16 protein-coding genes and 2 tRNA genes are annotated in these 18,530 nt (G+C 64.0%); 4 read left to right on the top strand and 14 right to left on the bottom strand.

Annotated features, from left to right (window positions below):
- Positions 1-107: 107 nt before the first annotated feature.
- A complete protein-coding gene (locus tag KMAL_RS17765) occupies positions 108-239 on the top strand; it encodes a hypothetical protein (RefSeq protein WP_275399298.1) in 132 nt (43 codons plus the stop codon).
- A complete protein-coding gene (locus KMAL_RS02930) occupies positions 236-1,834 on the top strand; it encodes a B12-binding domain-containing radical SAM protein (RefSeq protein WP_110094264.1) in 1,599 nt (532 codons plus the stop codon). The genes KMAL_RS17765 and KMAL_RS02930 overlap by 4 nt, the downstream gene beginning before the upstream one ends.
- A 341-nt stretch (positions 1,835-2,175) precedes the next feature.
- On the opposite strand, the gene KMAL_RS02925 is transcribed toward KMAL_RS02930, so the two are convergent.
- From KMAL_RS02925 to KMAL_RS02905, 5 genes are all read right to left on the bottom strand, one after another.
- A tRNA-Arg gene (locus KMAL_RS02925) sits at positions 2,176-2,252 on the bottom strand.
- Between the two features lie 27 nt (positions 2,253-2,279).
- A complete protein-coding gene (locus KMAL_RS02920) occupies positions 2,280-2,585 on the bottom strand; it encodes an ETC complex I subunit (protein ID WP_110094263.1) in 306 nt (101 codons plus the stop codon).
- 20 nt (positions 2,586-2,605) lie between these two features.
- Positions 2,606-2,682 (bottom strand) — tRNA-Pro (locus tag KMAL_RS02915).
- Positions 2,683-2,865: 183 nt separating this feature from the next.
- Complete coding sequence (gpt, locus tag KMAL_RS02910; protein ID WP_110094262.1) at positions 2,866-3,351, bottom strand: xanthine phosphoribosyltransferase; 486 nt, start codon at positions 3,349-3,351, stop codon at positions 2,866-2,868.
- A complete protein-coding gene (locus KMAL_RS02905) occupies positions 3,351-3,734 on the bottom strand; it encodes a tRNA-binding protein (RefSeq protein WP_408887879.1) in 384 nt (127 codons plus the stop codon). Before KMAL_RS02905 ends, gpt begins: the two co-directional genes overlap by 1 nt.
- Before the next feature lie 109 nt (positions 3,735-3,843).
- On the opposite strand from KMAL_RS02905, the gene KMAL_RS02900 reads away from it, so the two are divergent.
- A complete protein-coding gene (locus KMAL_RS02900; protein ID WP_110094261.1) occupies positions 3,844-5,154 on the top strand; it encodes an MFS transporter in 1,311 nt (436 codons plus the stop codon).
- 117 nt (positions 5,155-5,271) lie between these two features.
- On the top strand, positions 5,272-5,508 hold the full coding sequence (locus KMAL_RS02895; protein ID WP_180999725.1) for a CsbD family protein: 237 nt from the start codon (positions 5,272-5,274) through the stop codon (positions 5,506-5,508).
- 74 nt (positions 5,509-5,582) lie between these two features.
- Here KMAL_RS02895 and KMAL_RS02890 read toward each other — a convergent pair whose 3' ends face one another.
- The 9 genes from KMAL_RS02890 to nuoN form a co-directional block, all read right to left on the bottom strand.
- Positions 5,583-6,371, bottom strand: coding sequence for an MgtC/SapB family protein (locus KMAL_RS02890; protein WP_180999724.1), 789 nt, complete (start codon positions 6,369-6,371; stop codon positions 5,583-5,585).
- 177 nt (positions 6,372-6,548) lie between these two features.
- On the bottom strand, positions 6,549-6,923 hold the full coding sequence (locus KMAL_RS02885) for a hypothetical protein (RefSeq protein ID WP_110094260.1): 375 nt from the start codon (positions 6,921-6,923) through the stop codon (positions 6,549-6,551).
- A 285-nt stretch (positions 6,924-7,208) separates the two neighbouring features.
- Positions 7,209-10,640: a DNA polymerase III subunit alpha gene (gene dnaE, locus KMAL_RS02880; protein WP_110094259.1), complete on the bottom strand. Its 3,432-nt coding sequence runs from the start codon at positions 10,638-10,640 to the stop codon at positions 7,209-7,211.
- A 51-nt stretch (positions 10,641-10,691) separates the two neighbouring features.
- A complete protein-coding gene (locus KMAL_RS02875; RefSeq protein ID WP_110094258.1) occupies positions 10,692-11,402 on the bottom strand; it encodes an ABC transporter ATP-binding protein in 711 nt (236 codons plus the stop codon).
- Positions 11,395-12,642 carry a lipoprotein-releasing ABC transporter permease subunit gene (locus KMAL_RS02870; protein WP_110094257.1) on the bottom strand — a complete coding sequence of 416 codons (1,248 nt, stop codon included), beginning with the start codon at positions 12,640-12,642 and terminating at the stop codon, positions 11,395-11,397. Before KMAL_RS02870 ends, KMAL_RS02875 begins: the two co-directional genes overlap by 8 nt.
- A gap of 5 nt (positions 12,643-12,647) precedes the next feature.
- The gene (gene proS / locus KMAL_RS02865) at positions 12,648-13,967 is read right to left on the bottom strand and encodes a proline--tRNA ligase (protein WP_110094256.1); all 1,320 of its coding nucleotides are present in this window, start codon (positions 13,965-13,967) and stop codon (positions 12,648-12,650) included.
- A 341-nt stretch (positions 13,968-14,308) separates the two neighbouring features.
- A complete protein-coding gene (locus tag KMAL_RS02860) occupies positions 14,309-15,952 on the bottom strand; it encodes a ribonuclease J (protein ID WP_110094255.1) in 1,644 nt (547 codons plus the stop codon).
- 357 nt (positions 15,953-16,309) lie between these two features.
- Positions 16,310-17,086, bottom strand: a complete 777-nt coding sequence (locus KMAL_RS02855) for a biotin--[acetyl-CoA-carboxylase] ligase (RefSeq protein WP_110094254.1) — start codon at positions 17,084-17,086, stop codon at positions 16,310-16,312.
- On the bottom strand, positions 17,086-18,510 hold the full coding sequence (gene nuoN, locus KMAL_RS02850) for an NADH-quinone oxidoreductase subunit NuoN (protein ID WP_110094253.1): 1,425 nt from the start codon (positions 18,508-18,510) through the stop codon (positions 17,086-17,088). Before nuoN ends, KMAL_RS02855 begins: the two co-directional genes overlap by 1 nt.
- Positions 18,511-18,530 lie beyond the last annotated feature (20 nt).

Raw genomic sequence — 18,530 nt, 5'->3', positions numbered from 1 at the left:
GGCCACAGGGTGCGGGGACCGGGTGGCCTTTCATCCCGCCGGTAACTTCTATCGCCATTGCGCTGCGGAGGGTGTACAAGCACCCCTTACCCAGATGGAAGATCCATATGCCGACCGTTCGCCGGACCATTGTCCTCTCACCAGATGTGGATCCATCCGTCCGCAGTCCCCGCCCCACCCAGCAGGAAAACAGCCTGATCCTTGCGGCGTCACAGACACGCCGGATCGCGGCACGATGACCGGAAACTGCAAGGTCCTGATGGTCTTTCCGCGCTTCAACGCGGGTTCGTTCTGGAATTACAAGGAAGCGTGCGACCTCGCTGGCGCACGCTATCCCGCCGCGCCGCTTGGCCTGATTACGGTTGCCGCCCTGCTGCCGGAACATTGGGATGTCAGGCTGGTCAATCGCAATACCGAGACCCTGACCGATGAAGATTTCGACTGGGCCGACATGGTGATGACCGGCGGGATGCTGCCGCAGCGCAACGACGCGCAGCACATCATCGAGATGTCCCACGCCCACGGCAAGCCGGTGGTGGTCGGCGGCCCCGATGTCACATCAAGCCCGGCGCTTTACAGTGGCGCGAATTTCCAGGTCCTTGGCGAAGCCGAGGAAATCATGGGCGACTTCATCGCTGCATGGCGCAGGGGCGACCGGCAGGGTGTGTTCGAAGCCCCCATGGGGAAGACCGATGTCACCAAAAGCCCCCTGCCGCGTTTCGACCTGCTGAAATTCGACCAGTACCTGCATGTCGGCGTACAGTTTTCGCGTGGCTGCCCGTTCAGCTGCGAATTCTGCGACATCATCGAACTGTATGGCCGCACGCCGCGCACCAAGACGAATGAACAGGTGCTCGCCGAACTCGACGCACTGTATGCGCTTGGTTATCGCGGGCATGTGGATTTTGTCGATGACAACCTGATCGGCAACAAGAAGGCGCTCAAGAAGTTCCTGCCGGACCTGAAACGCTGGCAGGCGGACAGGAAATACCCGTTCGAATTCTCGACCGAGGCCTCAATCAACCTCGCCGATGACGCGGACCTGCTGCGCAGCCTGTCGGAGACGAATTTCTTTGCGATCTTCGTGGGGATCGAAAGCCCCGATACCGACACCCTCGTCATGACGCAGAAAAAGCAGAATACGCGGCGCAGCCTGCAACAGAGCATCGAGACGATCCACAAAGCGGGCATTTTCGTGAATGCCGGCTTCATCGTCGGCTTTGACAGTGAAAAGGGCAGCGTCGCCAGCGGCATGATCGAATGTATCGAGGATACGGCAATCCCGGTCTGCATGGTCGGACTGCTCTATGCCCTGCCCACCACGCAACTGACACGGCGGCTGCTGTCCGAGGGACGCCTTTTCCCCGCCGATGACCAGACGCAGTCTGGCGATCAGTGCACAGCCGGCCTGAATTTCGAGACGCTGCGCCCGCGCCGTGACGTGCTGAATGATTACCGCACGGTGCTCAGGGCGATCTATGACCCGGTGGCCTATTTCGGCCGCGTGCGGCGGCTGGGCCGGATGCTGAAGCGCACGCGGGCGCATCGGATGGTCAAGGGCGACCTGCGCAGTTTCTTCCGGCTGCTGTTCCGCATCCACCGCTCCGGCCCCGGAACGGGTGGGCAGTTCTGGCGCATGATGCTCGATTGCGCGCTGCATAACCCCAAGGCGCTGCCTTATGTGGTCATGACCAGCGCGCTGTACCTGCACCTCGGCCCGTTTGCGCGCCAGGTCGCGGGTGAAATCGACCGTGAAATCGCGGATGTGGATCAGGGACGCTGGCATGCCCCCATGCCCCAGAAAGTTCCGGACATCGTGCCTGTGCCTGCCTGATCCGGGGCGGGCCTGCGATGGGGCAAGCGACCTGCGTTGCCCCGTTCTGCGGCCATGCAGGCGGCGGCTGCATTACAGCGGGAGTCGGATCCGCAAGGGGGGCGGCGTCACTGTGGCCGTGATGGATCCGGGCGTTCTTACGGCACACGCATCCGATGCGAACATGCACGACGTTTCCTGAAGCTTTTTGAAAAAAGCTTCACCAAAAACTTTCATTTTTATCAATGGGTTGTTTTCGGACAATCGCCCGGCGCTTTCGGCCGGGTGAATGGGCGTGGCACATCAGAGCCGCAGCGTACCGCAAACCGTGCAAAATTTTTGACAGCTGAGTCATTGGGAAATGGCGCGCCCTGTTGGATTCGAACCAACGACCCACAGCTTAGAAGGCTGTTGCTCTATCCAACTGAGCTAAGGGCGCGGAGCACTGCCTTGTGCCAGATGGAAGCTAGTGCGTCCAGTTCTGGATACGATCAGAGCGGAAATTATCGGCATAGGCCTTGGGCTTGCGGATACGCGGAACCGGCAGTTCAAGGTCATATCCGATATTGTTATGCCGGGCATAGGCCACGGCGGCATCCTGTGTCGGGAACTGCAGGCGCAGCTGCGACAGCGTATCCCTGCTGCCGGTCCATCCCATCAGGGCATCGACATGCCGGGGCTGGGTCTGGCCGTATTCCAGCACCCATGTATGGGTGTTGGCCTGACCCGACTGTGTGGCCGTCTTTGATTCCTGATAAATCCGGGCACGCATCACAACGATCTCCCATATGGTGGTCGGGGCGCCCGGACTCGAACCGGGGGCCTCGTGTACCCAAAACACGCGCGCTACCAGGCTGCGCCACGCCCCGTCACCATGTGGGGGAAGCTATGTGTCATTGAACGCGCTGGCAAGCACCTTATTGAAAAAAAATATCGCCTCGGGTGCCTGCATGACAACCCGCCTGCCCCGGAAAAGACCCTGCCGGGACAACGCATTCCCGTGAACGCCACAGGACGCCGCGCGAAAACGGCCAGCCAGCGCGCACGGCAGGTCAGGACCGGGAGGTATCGTCCCTGCGCGCCAGTGGCGGGATAAACAGCGGCGCCGTATCCCACGGGAACAGCACCCATGTTTCCTGCGGCACCTCCACCACGAACATGTCCGTCAGCGGGCGGCCCGCCGGTTTCGCATACAGGCAGGCGAACAGCGCCTTGGGCAGCAGCCCGCGCACGACCTGCGCGGTGACGCCGGAATCGACCAGGTCGTCGATGATGAGGAACCCTTCCCCGTCGCCGGCCGCCTCGGGCCGCTTGATGACAGAGGCTTCGCCCTGCTTTTCCTCATCATAGGTCACGACGGAGACCGTCTCGATCAGGCGGCAGTCCAGTTCCCGCGCGATGATCGCGGCCGGGATCAGGCCACCGCGCGTGATCGCCACGATTCCCTTGAACGGGCCGCGCGGCATAAGCTCCGCCGCCAACTGGCGGGCATCGCGATGAAGCTGGTCCCACGTAACAGTCGCATAACTGGTTGCCATCAGAACAGTTTTCCTCCGTCGGGGACGCGGCTGTCCGGACGGATCAGTACGGCCTCCCCTTTCTGGTCACGCATGCTCAGGGTCAGGACCTCACTGCGGTAAGGCCCGATCTGGCGCGGCGGCACATTGACAATCGCACAGACCTGCCGCCCCGCCAGCCGTGATGGCGTATAGCGGTGGTTGACCCGCACGGCCGACGTGCGTGCGCCAAGGTGCGGCCCGAAATCGATTCGCAGGCGATAGGTATCGCGATACGTATCCGGAAGCGGGCTGGCCTCGAGTATCGTGCCGACCCGGATATCAAGGTGCCCGTCCATCCCGCCACTGGCGGAAGCGTCCGGTGCAAACATGTCCGGTGCAGGGGACTGCGCAAGGTCTGTCATGTGAATGTTTCTGCCTGTGTTCGCGTCATCTTGTAAACCTGCGATCATTCCTTTTCGATAGGGAATTCGTGTCGAATTCGACCCTCTGGCTGCTATAGCGTAAGGCACCATGACGCGACCGAAGAATTTTCCCGCCACGCCCACCACCCCCACGCAGGCCGACGCCGATGGTGATGACGCCGCCCCCGCCGGGACAACACCGGCAGCCGGCAGGCTGGCACTGCATCCGGGGCTGCTGGCGTTCCTGATGGCGCGGACGCTGTCCTCCTTCTCCTCGTGCGTGCAGGCGGTGGCCGTGGGGTGGCAGATCTATGCCCTTACCCACAGCGCGCGCGCCCTCGCGCTGGTGGGGCTGGCGCAGTTCCTGCCCATGATCTGCCTGACCATGGTGGCCGGGCACGCGGCCGACCACATGAACCGCCGCCGCATCGCCATGACCTGCCAGGCGATCGAGGCCACATCCGCGCTGGTCATGGCCATCGCCGCGTTCGGGGGATGGACGACGCCGGGCATGATCTATGCCATGGTCATGGTGTTCGGCGCGGCACGGGCGTTCGAAATGCCGTGCCAGCAGACCTTCCTGCCCTCCATCGTGCCGCCACACGCCTTTGCGCGCGCGGCGGCGGTGTCGTCATCGCTGTTCCAGGCGGCGGCGGTGACCGGCCCGTCTGTGGGGGGACTGCTGTACGGGGCGGGGGCCGGCATGTGCTACATCGTCTGCGCGCTGGGCTTTGGCACCGCCATGGTGGGCACGTTCCTGCTGCCGCTGCGCAACATGGTGCGGGCGCGCCAGCCGCTTTCCGTCTCCATGTTCGTGGAGGTCTGGCGTTTCATGCGCGAACGCCCCGACATGCTGGGCGCGATCTCGCTGGACCTGTTCGCCGTGCTGCTGGGCGGGGCAACGGCCATGCTGCCGGTCTATGCCAGCGACATCCTGCATGCGGGGCCGACCGGGCTGGGCCTGCTGCGTGCGGCGCCCGCCATGGGGGCGGTCGGGTGCGCCCTGTTCTTTGTGTGGAAGCCACTCAACCACCGTGCGGGCGCGTGCATGTTCGCCGCCGTCGCGACATTCGGCGTGGCGACCATCGTCTTCGCCTTTTCCACCTCCATGCCGCTGTCCATCCTCGCGCTCGCGGTCCTTGGGGCGGCGGATGTCATCAGCGTGGTCGTGCGCGGCGCGCTGGTGCAGTTGCGCACGCCCGATTCCATGCGCGGGCGGGTTTCCGCCGTCAACATGCTGTTCATCGGGTCATCCAACCAGTTGGGGGAATTCGAAAGCGGGATGCTCGCCTCGCTGGTCGGCCCGGTGGAGGCCGTGGCGCTGGGCGGTGCTGGCACCCTCCTCGTGACCCTGTTGTGGATGCGGATGTTCCCCGGCCTGCGCCGCCTCGACCGTCTGGACGATCTCCGCGCGGGGTGAGGCGCAACAAAACTACACGCACTGCGAGTATGTTTTTTATTGCATATCAGGGATGCAATATGCTCATCTCGTGATGGGCGCCCATTAAAGTGCGGCCACCATCAAGGAGAGAGTGACATGTATCAGTTCACGGACATGCTCTTTGCAAAGACGAATATTCTGATGGGGCAGCTGAAACACGAAATTGGACGTGCTGCCGGCAGCAGGAACCTTCAGGCACAGGGCATTGCGCAGAAACGTCGCGGCCGCCGCCATACCGAACGGGTGGACCGCATCCATCAGGCCATCCTGGAACAGGGCGGCGCCTATGACCTCGGGCGGGACCGCCGCGCCCACCTGATCCGCTTCCAGTAACGTCCCCCTTTCCCCTGAACCATGGCCCCGGCATCGCACCCGCATGCCGGGGCTTTTTCATGGCCCGCCTGCCATCAGTCGAGTTGCCCGTCCTCCAGCGTGCCCACCGCCACGATGCCGGGCAGTTCCGACAGGGCCGCGATCAGGCGCGAGACCTGCCCGCTGCCGCTGACCTGCATCGACAGGCGCACCTGCCGCCGTGCTGCGGATGACATGGCGGGCACCCCGATATCGGTCCCTTCGTAATCCGCCTGGTCCTGCACGGCCTCCCGCGCGGTGGCAAACGTGTCGTCGCGTTCGATGCGCACGTGATCGACCCCAAAGCGCAGGCGGGTGCATTCGACCAGTATATGGCGCAGCACGCCCTTGCCATCCGCATAGGTGACGCTGACATTCGTGCTGGCCTGGTGTTCGCGCGGGATATGGCGCAACAGGCGCGGGAAGATGAACATGATGATGAAGTGGCCGATGGTCGTCGCGATCGCCAGCGCCAGCAGTCCCGCCCCGCAGGCCATGCCGAGTGCCGCCGTCAGCCAGACCGAGGCCGCCGTGGTCAGCCCGCGCACCACATTGCGCCGCATGAAGATCACGCCACCGCCGATGAAGCCGATGCCCGACACGATCTGCGCCGCGACACGCGACGGGTCGAGGATGACGCGCTCCTTTTCCAGCACGTCGGTAAACCCGTATTTCGATACCAGCATGAACAGGGCGGCCGCCACGCCCACCAGTGTATAGGTCCGCAGGCCCGCGCTTTTCTGGCGGATCTCGCGCTCCAGCCCCACCAGTCCCGACAGCACGAAGGCAAGGCCGAGTTCACCCAACTGGGTCCAGCCCTCCCCCGCCGCATGTGTCATGATCATGAAAACGTCAGAACCACCCTATGACCATTCGATACGCCGCATGCCATTGCCATGCGCGCCCCCTACTCCATGTTCCATCCCGTTCCCATGCCGACAATGGGAACGGGGGCAAGCCATGGCAGAAACAACAGATATACAGGCGGGATTTTCATATCCCCCTCCGCCCCTGGCGTGGCGCTAGCGGACTTCGTCAGGTGCGCGCAGCTGCCGCTTCTTGCGGTCACGCGCGCACAACGGGACGATATCCTTCAGGATTTCCATCGCAGCCGGGGCGGACAGGCCGGTTTCATCCGAAAATCTCCTGATTTCCTCAGGGGAAAACAGGGCATGGATCACGGCCTCGGTCGTGGGGCCGGGCCTGTCCTGCACCTGCCAGTGCGACACCATGTCCATGATTTCAGGGGTGCGCGACCGTGCCTCCAGCCGCGTGGGCTGGTCTTTGCGCGTGATGGGGCCGAGTATTTCATTCAATACGGTAATAAGCCCGGACTGGTCGCCGGTAGCGCCCGTCAGGAAATCACCGGCACGGGTAAAGAAATTCGATTCGGTCATTGAGTGTCTCCCCTTTCTGGGAATTACATCGGATGACCTGTGCGCAACGCCGCTTGCCGAACGGGGGTTTCCCGATGGGGCGTTCACGCTCTCGCGTGGTGTGGCGGATGGGTGTGGAGAGGTCCTGTTCTTTTTTGAAAAAAGAACCAAAAAGCTTTTGTTCGTAACAGGAATAAATTGTCGGTCGATTTTCACCGAAAACAGAATAAAGTTTTTGGTGAAGCTTTTTTCAAAAAGCTTCGGGAGAACGCCGCCTTCTGAAAAAGGCGGCACCCGAACACTGTCTTAAAACTGCTCGACCCGTCCCACGCCCTCGATAGACTTGATCATCTGCGCGATGCGCGGCGTGACGCGATACCGTTCCCCAAGTGTCACCTCCACATCCCGCGTCTCCGCCACCGAAGGCAGCAGGATGATGCGCCCACGCCCCCCGCTATGCCCCTGCAGGATATCGCGGATCGGTTCGATGGCGTCGGCACGGTCGAACCAGATCCGCAGTTCAGCGGCGGCATCGGCGGCGGCCTGTTCCAGTTCCATCACGGCGGAGGCGGTGATACGCAGCGCCTCCCCATCAAGGCGCAGGTCCGCTGTCACGACAACCGCGTTCCCCGCGCTGAGGATTTCGCGTGAATGCGACAGGACTTCGGAAAAGAACGTGACCTCGCACCCGCCGCTCTCATCCGACAGGCGCACCCATGCCATCTTGTTGCCGGTGCGTGTGGGCCGTTCCTTGCGATCGACCACGCATCCCGCGATTTTCACCCGCGTGATCCCCGCCTGCGCCGCGGCCTCCAGCCCGGTGGATTTCACAACGCCCAGACGCCGCATCAGCGGGCCATAGGAATCCAGCGGATGCGCCGTCAGGTGGAACCCGATGGCATCGGCCTCCATGTTCAGGCGGTCAAATTCGGGCCAGTCCGGCACCGATGGCAGACGCAGCGTCTCTCGCGGGGCAGGACCGCCACCGCCCCCGCCAAACAGGCCGATCTGCCCGCTGGCCGCTTCCTGCGCATGGGACTGCGCACGGCGCAGCACCGTCTCGGCCGCGGCGCAGGCCTGCGCCCGGTTGGGCAGGATGGTGTCGAACGCCCCCGCGCGCGCCAGGTTTTCCAACTGCATCTTGTTGATATTGCGCGGGTCGATACGCGCGGCGATATCCGCCATGTCGATAAACGGACGATCCCCCCGCACGGCAACAAGCGCCTGCATCGCGCTCAGCCCGACTTTCTTGACCGCCGCAAGGGCATAGCGGATGCCATACTGCCCATCCGGCAGCTTTTCGACCGTGAAATCCGCGTCCGAGGCATTGATGTCAGGCTGCAGGACCCTGATGCCCAGGCGCTCCGCCTCCTGCCGCAGGGCCGCAAGCTTCTCGGTCTTTTCCCGCGCCAGCGACATGCACGCGGCAAGGAAGGCCACCGGGTGGTTGGCCTTCATCCACGCCGTCTGGTACGACACCAGCGCATAGGCCGCAGCATGCGATTTGTTGAAGCCATAGTCGGCAAACTTGGCCATCAGGTCAAAGACCTCGACCGCCTTGTCATGGTCGATGCCGCGCTTCGTCGCCCCTTCGGTGAAGATCACGCGCTGCTTGTCCATCTCCTCGCGGATCTTCTTGCCCATCGCGCGCCGCAGCAGGTCCGCGCCGCCAAGGCTGTAGCCCGCCATCTTCTGCGCGATCTGCATCACCTGTTCCTGATAGACCATGATGCCATAGGTCTCGGACAGGATATCGCGGATTTCCTCGTGCGGGGGTTCCCACGGTTCGCCATGCTTGCGCCGGCAGTAATCGGGGATATTGGCCATCGGACCCGGTCGGTACAGCGCCACCGCCGCAATCAGGTCCTCCAGCCGTGTCGGGCGCATCTGCTTGAGCACGTCGCGCATGCCCGCGCCTTCAAACTGGAACACCCCGCCGGTATCGCCCCGCGCCAGCATGTCATAGGTCAGTTTGTCATCGAGCGGCAGCGCAGCAAGGTCCACCTTCACGCCGAGGCGTTCAAGGAACTGCACCGCACGCTGCAGGATCGTCAGTGTCGTCAGGCCAAGGAAGTCGAACTTGACCAGCCCCGCCTGTTCCACGAACTTCATGTTGTACTGCGTCACCAGCATGTCGCTCTTGGGATCGCGATACAGCGGCACGAGTTCGACGAGTTCACGGTCCCCGATCACGACGCCCGCGGCATGGGTGCTGGCATGGCGGAACAGCCCCTCAAGCTGCAGGGCGATTTCCATCAGGCGACGCAGCGTCTCGTCATTGTCGCGCATTTCCTGCAGGCGCGGCTCCCCGTCGATCGCCTGCTTCAGCGTCACCGGCTTGGCCGGGTTATTGGGGATCAGTTCGGCAACCTTGTTGACCATGCCGAACGACAGGCCCAGCACGCGCCCCACGTCGCGCACCGCCGCGCGGGCCTGCAACTTTCCGAACGTGATGATCTGCGCTACGCGGTCGGGGCCGTATTCCTGCCGGACGTAGCGGATGACCTCGTCACGCCGGTCCTGGCAGAAATCGATATCGAAGTCGGGCATCGACACGCGTTCGGGGTTGAGGAAGCGTTCGAACAGCAGGTTGAACGGGATCGGGTCGATATCCGTGATCGTCAGCGCCCATGCCGCAAGCGACCCCGCACCCGAACCACGCCCCGGCCCGACCGGGATGTCATGCGCCTTCGCCCACTGGATGAAGTCGGCAACGATCATGAAATAGCCCGGAAAGCCCATGCGCGCGATGATGTCGAGTTCGAAGGCCAGCCGCTCCTCGTAAACCCGGCGCGTCTCCTCATCGACATTCATGCGCGCAAGGCGGCGTTCCAGCCCGTCACGCGCCATGCCGCGCAGGGTCTCCTCCTCCGTCGCACCGGGCGCCACCTTGGGGCAGACCGGCAGCAGCGGCTTGCGCGTTTCCACCTTGATGGCGCACAGGCGCGCGATCTCCAGCGTGTTGTCACAAGCCTCGGGCAGGTCCGCGAACAGTTCGCGCATCATGTGCGGTGGCTTGAACCAGTGTTCGGGCGTCACGCGCCAGCGGTCCTGTTCGGCCATGGTGCGCCCCTGCGCAATGCACAGCAGGGCGTCATGCGCCTCATACATGTCGGGACGCGGGAAGAAACACTCGTTCGTCGCCACCAGCGCGATGCCCATGCGATCGGCCAGCGCCACCATCCCCGGTTCCACCGCGCGTTCGGCGGCAAGGCCGTGGCGATGCAGTTCCACCGCCATATACCGCCCGAAGGCCTGGTGCAGCCGCGCCAGCAGCCGAGCGGCGTCATCCTCGAGCCCCTCGGCCAGCATGCGAAACAGCGGCCCGCGCGTGCCGCCGGTCATCAGGAACAGCCCGTCCGCGCGTTCGCACAAAAGGTCGAGCGGCACCGTCGGTTCATCGGTTTCGTGCTGCAGGAACCCGGCCGAGGACAGGTACTGCAGGTTCATCAGGCCGGTTTCATTACGCGCCAGCAGGACCATCGGTTCCGCCGGGCTGCCCGGCTTGTCTGAGCGCGCGGGCAGCGCAATCTGGCAGCCGATGATCGGCTGGATGCCCTTCTTGGAGCAGTATTGCGAAAATTCCAGCGCACCGAACATGTTGCCCGTATCGGTGATCGCAACGGCGGGCATGCGCATTTCATGCGCAAGGCTGATGATTTCGGGAACGCGGATCGCCCCCTGGCTCAGGGAGTAGGCGGAATGGACACGCAGGTGGATGAAATCGGCATGGGACATGGCCGCATCCTATCGCAGCGCGCAGGCACGCGGCAACGCCCCATCCAACCGTCAGGCCTCGGTGGCCACGACCTCCACCAGCCGTCCGTCGCGCAGGGTCACGATACGGTCCATGCGCACCGCAAGGTCCATGTTGTGCGTGGCGATCAGGGCCGCGACCCCATGGTCACGCACCATCGCGATCAGCGCGTCGAACACCGTGTCCGATGTCTGCACATCAAGGTTGCCCGTCGGTTCATCCGCCAGCAGGATGCGCGGCCGGTTCGCCAGCGCGCGCGCAATGGCCACGCGCTGCTTCTCCCCCCCCGACAGCTTGCCCGGCAGGTGATCCAGCCGGTGCGACAGGCCGAACGCACCCAGCAGTTCATCCGCGCGGGCACGGGCATGGCGGCGCGACACGCCCGCGATCATCTGCGGCAGGATGACATTCTCCCGCGCCGTGAATTCCGCCAGAAGGTGATGGAACTGATAGACGAAGCCAATGCGGTCGCGCCGGATTTCCGTGCGCTGCGCATCATTGAGCCGCCCTGCATCGACCCCGTCGATCACCACGCGCCCGGCATCGGGATGTTCCAGCAGCCCCGCAAGATGCAGGAGCGTCGATTTGCCCGTGCCGGAAGGGGCGACAAGGGCGACGATCTCCCCGGGGTGCAGCACGAGGTCCGCGCCGTCGAGGACACGCAGCGTCTCCTCCCCGCTGCGGTAGGAACGGCTGACCTGCTCAAGCTGCAGGGGCAGCGGCGGCGTAGTGCGGTCATTCATGGCGCAGGGCCTCCACCGGGTCGGTGCGCGCCGCGCGCCATGACGGATACAGCGTCGCCAGCAGCGACAGCGCCAGCGCCATTGCGATCACCTCGAACACCTGCGACCAGACCAGCTTCGCCGGCAGGTGCTCAAGGTAGTACACCTCCGCATTGAACAGGTCCGTGCCGGTGATCTTCTGCAACCCCTGGCGGATGCGTTCGATGTTGAGGCAGAAGACGATCCCCAGCGCCGTGCCCGCGATGGTGCCCGTCACCCCCACCGACGCCCCGCACATCAGGAAGATGCGCATGATCGCCCCGCGCGTCGCGCCAATGGTGCGCAGCACGGCGATGTCGGCGGTCTTGTCCTTGACCATCATGATCAGCGAGGAGATCACGTTGAATGCCGCGACAAGGATGATGAGCGTCAGGATCAGGAACATGACATTCTGTTCCACCTGCACCGCGCCGAAGAAGGCATTGTTGCTCTGTGTCCAGTCCATGACGCGCACCTGCGTGCCGCCAAGCGCCTGCTCGATACTGGTGCGGATCGGGCCGACATTTTCCGCATCACGGGTCATGACCTGGATCTGCGTCACCTGATGCGGCATCTGGAAATAGACCTGCGCCGCATGCAGCGGCAGGAAGACATAGCTGGCGTTGTAGTCATTCACGCCCGCATCGAAAATCGCGATCACGCGATAGGCCCGGACCCGTGGCATGGTGCCAAACGCCGTCGCCGCCCCGTTGGGCGAAACCAGCGTCAGGCGCGCGCCCACGGTCAGGCCCGCGCGTTCCGCCAGCGTCGTGCCGACGACAATGGTATCGTCCGACCCGAACTCATCCAGCGATCCCGCCACGAGGGAATTGCTGATTTCCTTCAACCCCCGCAGGTCGTCCTGCGTCATCCCGCGCACGAGGCCGCCCGCGTTGTATCCCCCGGAATTGAGGAGCACCTGCGCCTCGATCAGGGGATTGGCGGCCTCGACCCCGGCCACCCTGCGGATCCGCCCCGCCAGCGCGTCATAGTCGGTGATCGTGCGCGAGACGCCATAGACGCTGAGATCCCCGTTCAGCCCCAGTATCCGCCCCAGCAGGTCGGCCTTGAAACCGTTCATGACCGACATGACGATAATCAGCGTCGCAACCCCCAGCGCGATGCCCACAAGGGAGAAGATCGCAATGACGGAAACGAACCGCTCCCCCCGCCGGGCATGCAGGTAACGCCCGGCGACAGCGCGTTCAAAGGGGCCGAACATGCGGGTCAGGCGCCCACGCCGATATGCGCCAGCACCGCGTCGACCGGCATCTCGCTCCGCTCGCCGCTCGCGCGGTTCTTCACTTCCACGATCCCGGCCTTCGCACCGCGCGGGCCGACGATGACCTGCCACGGATGGCCCATCAGGTCGGCATCCGCGAACTTCACGCCCGCACGTTCGCCGCGATCGTCATACAGCAGGTGCTCGGGGGCCGCAGCGTAGAGGCGTTCGCAGATTTCATCGCACTGCGCATCACCATTCTTGAGGTTGATGATGACGGCGGCAAAGGGGGCAACCGACTGCGGCCAGATGATGCCCTGCTCGTCATGGCTGGCCTCGATGATCGCCGCGACCAGGCGCGAGACGCCGATGCCATACGACCCCATTTCCGGATACAGGGGCGCGCCATCGGGGCCGCTGACGGAAATATCCATAGATTCCGTGTATTTGCGGCCAAAATGGAAGATGTGCCCCACCTCGATCCCGCGTCCTTCGCGACGACGCTCGGGCGGCACCTTCGCCCACTGCGCCTCGTCATGCTTTTCGTCCGTCGCGGCATAGAACGAGGTCATGCGCGCAAAGAACTTCGCCAGCGACTCACGGTCGGAAATGTCCACCGCCTCGGACAGCCAGTCCTGTTCCTCGAACGCGCCGTCGAAGAACACGCCGCTTTCGCCCGTGGGGGCAAGGACAAGGAATTCGTGGCTGAGTTCGCCGCCGATCGGCCCGGTATCGGCCACCATCGGGATCGCCTTGACGCCAAGGCGCTGGAACGTGCGCAGGTAGGCCAGCATCATGCGGCGATAGGAATCCACTGCCGCGTCATAATCCACGTCGAAGCTGTAGGCGTCCTTCATGTAGAACTCGCGCCCGCGCATCACGCCAAAGCGCGGACGCACCTCGTCACGGAACTTCCACTGCACATGATAGAGCACCTGCGGCAGTTCGCGGTAGGACTTGACCACCTGCCCGAACAGGTCGGTCACCATTTCCTCGTTCGTGGGCCCGTACAGCAGGTCGCGTTCGTGGCGGTCACGGATGCGCAGCATTTCGGGGCCATAGGCGTCATAGCGGCCCGAACGCTTCCACAGTTCGGAAGACTGTAGCGTGGGCATCAGCATTTCCTGCGCGCCGATGGCATCCTGTTCGGCACGCACGATGTTGGCGATGTTGCGCAGCACCTTCAGGCCCGCTGGCAGCCACGCATAGATCCCCGCGGAGGTCTGGCGGATCAGACCCGCCCGCAGCATCAGGCGGTGCGAGGTGATCTGCGCCTCTGCGGGGTTTTCCTTGAGTGTGGGAAGAAAGCTGCGGGACAGACGCATGTGCGTATCAACCTTATGTTCAGAACCGATCCAGACGGCGCGAACCGTAACCCAATAATATCAACCGTGGAATGGGGCATCTGCACGCCCCATGGCGGCGGGTTGCACCACCACACCCAAGCGTGATCGAAAACGCCCCCCTCCGGCCGTTCAACATCCGCGTGAGGCAGGTGACACGCCCCATCGGCCACGTCTACATTGCCTCCACGATCCGAGTGTCGAAAACGCCGCCGGGTTTAGGGAAAAACGTCCTATAAAAAAGAAATGGCAGGAGACGGTGCGCTGTCCCCTGCCATTTCAAATTCCTCTCCCCGCGCCAACGGCAGCGGGATGTGGAAATGTCAGACCCGCAGCAGGTGCACGTCCACCAGCGGGCGCTTCTGCAGCTTGCGCCCCAGCGCGCGGCGCAGCGCCGTCTTGGCCGCATCGCGGAACGTCACGTCATTGCCGCGCAGTTCGTCGGGGATTTCATCCAGCGCATTGCCGAATTCTTCCGTCACGCGCGCCGTCTCGGGGTCTTCGGCATCCAGCAGGCCCGGCGCGCTGACCTTCGGGTCGCCGATCAGGTAGCCTTCCTCGTCCACCGCGAAACTGCCCAGCACGACGCCGTTGAACAGCATGCGCCGACGCGCCGACAGCACGCCGCCATTCATCTGCAGCAGCCGTCCCCCATCAAGGACCAGCCGCCCGGTCGGGGCGGTATCGACCACGTCGAAGGACGCGTCCTTCATGTTCAGGATGTCGCCATCCTCCAGCAGGACCGGCGTGATGTCGAGTTCCTGCGCGATCGCGGCATTGGCCGTCAGGTGGCGCCATTCACCATGCACGGGGACAAGGTATTTCGGCTTCACCATTTCATACAGGCGGCGCACGTCGCCCCCCGTCGCATGGCCCGACACATGCACCAGATGGTCACGGTCGGTGATCACGTTGATCCCGCGCCGCGTCAGGTTGTCCTGCACCTGGATGACCGCCTGCTCGTTCCCCGGAATCATGCGGCTGCTGTAGATGACGTTATCCCCCTCGCCCAGCGAGATGTTGGGATGCGTGTCCACCGCGATGCGCGACAGGGCGGAACGCGGTTCCCCCTGGCTGCCGGTCACGATCAGCAGGATCTGGTTGTCGGGGACGGAATTGGCCTCCTGCTCCGACAGGAACGGGGGGATATCCGAAAGGTAGCCACATTCCCGCGCGGCCACCTCAAGGTTGCGCAGGGACCGGCCGACGACGGCAACGACGCGGTTGGCGGCCTTCGCGGCCTTGGCAATCGTCTCCACGCGCGCGACGTTGCTGGCGAAGCAGGTCACCGCGACCCGCCCCTCCAGCGTTGCGACCAGCTTCGTCATCTCCCGGCGGACATCCGCCTCGGACGCGGAGGGACCTTCGGTGCGGACATTGGTGCTGTCACACACCATCGCCAGCACGCCTTCGCGGCCCAGTTCCTCGAACGCGGCGATGTCGGTCGGCGGCCCCACCAGCGGGTTGGGGTCGAATTTCCAGTCACCGGTATGGATCACGATCCCCTGCGGCGTGCGCAGGACAAGGGCCTGCGCCTCCGGCACGGAATGGGTGACGGGGATGAAGCGCAGGTCGAAATCGCCAACGGTGAAAGCACCACCGGTCGGGATCGTATGGATGGGCACCTGCTGGAGCAGCTGCGCCTCCCCCAGCTTGCGCCGCAGCACGGCGGCGGCAAACGGCGTGGCATAGACCGGGCAACCCAGCTGCGGCCACAGGTGCGCCACGGCGCCCAGATGATCCTCATGCGCATGGGTGATGACCAGACCGACCAGATCCTTGCGGCGTTCGGCGATGAAGACCGGATCAGGCAGCAGGATCTCGGCCTCTGGCGTGTCATTGCCGCTGAAGCCGATGCCACAGTCCACCGCCAGCCAGCTGTCGCCCTGGCGGTAGAGGTTGAGGTTCATCCCGATTTCGCCTGTTCCCCCCAGCGGGAGAAATTCCAGTGCGGTCATGTCATTCATATGATACCCTTCTGTACACTGTTCATATTTCCATTTTCAGACAGGCAGGGGCGCACCCCCCACCAGAATTCCGTGCCCATGTGTCCCGTGTCCCGGGGACAAAACCTTCTGTCCGGCGCCCTTTCGCGCCACGGCCACCCCTTCCCCGCGAAGCCACGCCCGCATCCATGACGACAGCCACCTGTGGCGGCATGTCGGCACGAGCGGGGGCTCGACGCAGGTCGGCATGACCTGACTTCTACCCATCAATATGGGTATAAGGGATTAACATGTAATCCCCCATGCTCAAACGCATTATGAATTCCGGCCGTTCCCATGCCATCCCTGCCACCCTGCCCCAACAGTGGCGACGGCCCGTCATGCCGTGCCCAGCAGGACCTCGCCGGTGGAGATGGCCCGCACCCCGTCGGGCGTGCGCAGCAGCAGCAGTCCGTCGCCGCTGATCCCCCCGAACGTCCCGCACACCGTCCCCGTGGCAGCGACGACACGCACCGGCGTACCCACCGGGTGGGCGCGTTGCAACCATGCGGCACGGATGACGTCGAACCCGTCCTGCGCATGCCGCGCCATCCAGATGTCGAGCATCGTCAGCACGGCGGACGCCACCTTCCCCACATCCGGCGCGGGACCGGCATCGGCCATGCAGGCCAGGTCACGCCCCTCGATCACCGGCGCCACGCACAGGTTGGCCCCCATGCCCAGCGACAGCCACCGCCCGTCGCCCGCTCCCCCGGCCTCGATCAGGATGCCCGCGACCTTGCGCCCGTCGAGCAGCAGGTCATTGGGCCATTTCAGGCTGAGCGCATGCCCCGGCCCCACCCATGGGGCCAGCGCGTCGTAAAAAGCCAGTCCGGCGATGAACGGCCACAGCCCCACCGGGGTTGCGTCCTGCCCCGGACGCAGCAGGACCGACATCGACAGGTTGCCGCCCGGATCGACCCATCCGCGCCCGCGACTGCCCCGCCCGCGCGTCTGTTTCAGCGCAAGGATCGCCAGTCCCTCCGCCGCGCCGTCGCGCGCGCGCTCCAGGCAGAGGTCGGATGTAGACCCCAGTTCCCCGTGAATTTCAAGATGCCACGGACCCGCATGGATCCGTGGCACCTCCACGACCGTAACATCGGTAATGGGCCGCATTACCTCAGCAACGCCTGCGCGGCGGCCTGGGCTGCGGTCGAAACCGGCCCCAGGACCACGATGAACAGGCAGGTCACAAGGCCCATGCCCACGGAAATGAACGACAGGGAGACAGGGGGACGGTCGAAGGCTTCCCCCGCCTTATCAAAGAACATGACCTTGACAATCCGGACATAATAATAGGCACCGATGATGCTGCTGATGACGCCGATGGCCGCCAGCGCATACAGGTGCGCGTTGATGGCCGCATAGAAAACCATCAATTTGCCGAAAAATCCAGCCAGCGGCGGCGCACCCGCCATACTGAACATGAAGATGGCCATCGCGGCCGCCATGCCCGGCGCGGTCCTGCCCAGTCCGGCAAGGTCGGAAATGCGCGTCATGGCGAAGCCCTTGCGCCGCATCGCGACAATGCCCGCGAACGCGCCGACATTCATGAACAGGTAGGTCACGAGGTAGACCAGCGTCCCGCGCGTGCCCTCCGGCGTGGCGGCGGCCATGCCCATCATGGCGTATCCCATGTGCCCGATGGAGGAGTACGCCATCAGCCGCTTGATGTCCGTCTGCGCGATCGCGGCGATGGAACCGAACAGCATGGAAGCCACCGACACCAGTTCGATCAGCAGGCGCCACTGCTCCGTCATGTGGCCGAACGGCCCGATCATCACCCGCAGCAGCACGGCAAAGGCCGCGATCTTTGGCGCGCCGGCCATGTAGGCCGTCACCGACGATGGCGATCCCTGGTACACGTCAGGCGTCCACATGTGGAACGGCACCGCCGACAGCTTGAACGACAGGCCGACCAGCATGAAGACGATGCCGATCATAAGCCCCGTCGGCAGCGCCGCAGTCCCCGCCACCGCCGTCTGCAGCCCGCCATATTCCAGCGTGCCCGCAAAGCCATAGACAAGTGCGATGCCATACAGCAGCAGCCCCGACGCCAGGGAACCGAGGACGAAGTATTTCAGCCCCGCCTCCGCCGCGCGCACCTGGTCACGGGCAAAGGCGCACAGGATGTAGATCGCAAGCGACGACAGTTCCAGCCCGACAAACAGCGTCATCAGATTGCCCGACGACGCCATCATCATCGTGCCCAGCGTGGAAAACAGGATCAGCACCGGGAATTCGAACTTCGCGATCTCCATTTCGCGGGCATAGCCCACACTCATCATCGTCGCGAGGAACGCACCGCACAGCGACAGGATCTTCATGAAGCGCGCGAAGTCGTCATTGACGAAAATATGGTTGTAGCCAACCCCGTCAGGCGTAAAGAGCACCAGCAGGCCGGTGATGAAAAATGCCGCCATCGCCAGCATGGAGCAGGAGAAAAACGGATTTTCACGTTTCTGCACCACGCCGAACACCAGGATGGCGAGGCCCGATATCGCCAGCACGATTTCAGGCAGAGCAAGTGTCCAGTTCATAGGTTCACCCTCGTCATCAT

The organism is Novacetimonas maltaceti (genome assembly GCF_002906255.1).
In the GTDB taxonomy this organism is placed as follows: domain Bacteria; phylum Pseudomonadota; class Alphaproteobacteria; order Acetobacterales; family Acetobacteraceae; genus Novacetimonas; species Novacetimonas maltaceti.
This window is presented reverse-complemented; position numbering and strand designations above follow the sequence as displayed.

Excerpts from the sequence above, each read along its gene's own strand:
- KMAL_RS17765 (WP_275399298.1), top strand. The coding sequence starts at position 108 with ATGCCGACCGTTCGCCGGACCATTGTCCTCTCACCAGATGTGGATCCA.
- KMAL_RS02930 (WP_110094264.1), top strand. The coding sequence starts at position 236 with ATGACCGGAAACTGCAAGGTCCTGATGGTCTTTCCGCGCTTCAACGCG.
- KMAL_RS02920 (WP_110094263.1), bottom strand. The coding sequence starts at position 2,585 with ATGCGTGCCCGGATTTATCAGGAATCAAAGACGGCCACACAGTCGGGT.
- gpt (WP_110094262.1), bottom strand. The coding sequence starts at position 3,351 with ATGGCAACCAGTTATGCGACTGTTACGTGGGACCAGCTTCATCGCGAT.
- KMAL_RS02905 (WP_408887879.1), bottom strand. The coding sequence starts at position 3,734 with ATGACAGACCTTGCGCAGTCCCCTGCACCGGACATGTTTGCACCGGAC.
- KMAL_RS02900 (WP_110094261.1), top strand. The coding sequence starts at position 3,844 with ATGACGCGACCGAAGAATTTTCCCGCCACGCCCACCACCCCCACGCAG.
- KMAL_RS02895 (WP_180999725.1), top strand. The coding sequence starts at position 5,272 with ATGTATCAGTTCACGGACATGCTCTTTGCAAAGACGAATATTCTGATG.
- KMAL_RS02890 (WP_180999724.1), bottom strand. The coding sequence starts at position 6,371 with ATGATCATGACACATGCGGCGGGGGAGGGCTGGACCCAGTTGGGTGAA.
- KMAL_RS02885 (WP_110094260.1), bottom strand. The coding sequence starts at position 6,923 with ATGACCGAATCGAATTTCTTTACCCGTGCCGGTGATTTCCTGACGGGC.
- dnaE (WP_110094259.1), bottom strand. The coding sequence starts at position 10,640 with ATGTCCCATGCCGATTTCATCCACCTGCGTGTCCATTCCGCCTACTCC.
- KMAL_RS02875 (WP_110094258.1), bottom strand. The coding sequence starts at position 11,402 with ATGAATGACCGCACTACGCCGCCGCTGCCCCTGCAGCTTGAGCAGGTC.
- KMAL_RS02870 (WP_110094257.1), bottom strand. The coding sequence starts at position 12,642 with ATGTTCGGCCCCTTTGAACGCGCTGTCGCCGGGCGTTACCTGCATGCC.
- proS (WP_110094256.1), bottom strand. The coding sequence starts at position 13,967 with ATGCGTCTGTCCCGCAGCTTTCTTCCCACACTCAAGGAAAACCCCGCA.
- KMAL_RS02860 (WP_110094255.1), bottom strand. The coding sequence starts at position 15,952 with ATGAATGACATGACCGCACTGGAATTTCTCCCGCTGGGGGGAACAGGC.
- KMAL_RS02855 (WP_110094254.1), bottom strand. The coding sequence starts at position 17,086 with ATGCGGCCCATTACCGATGTTACGGTCGTGGAGGTGCCACGGATCCAT.
- nuoN (WP_110094253.1), bottom strand. The coding sequence starts at position 18,510 with ATGAACTGGACACTTGCTCTGCCTGAAATCGTGCTGGCGATATCGGGC.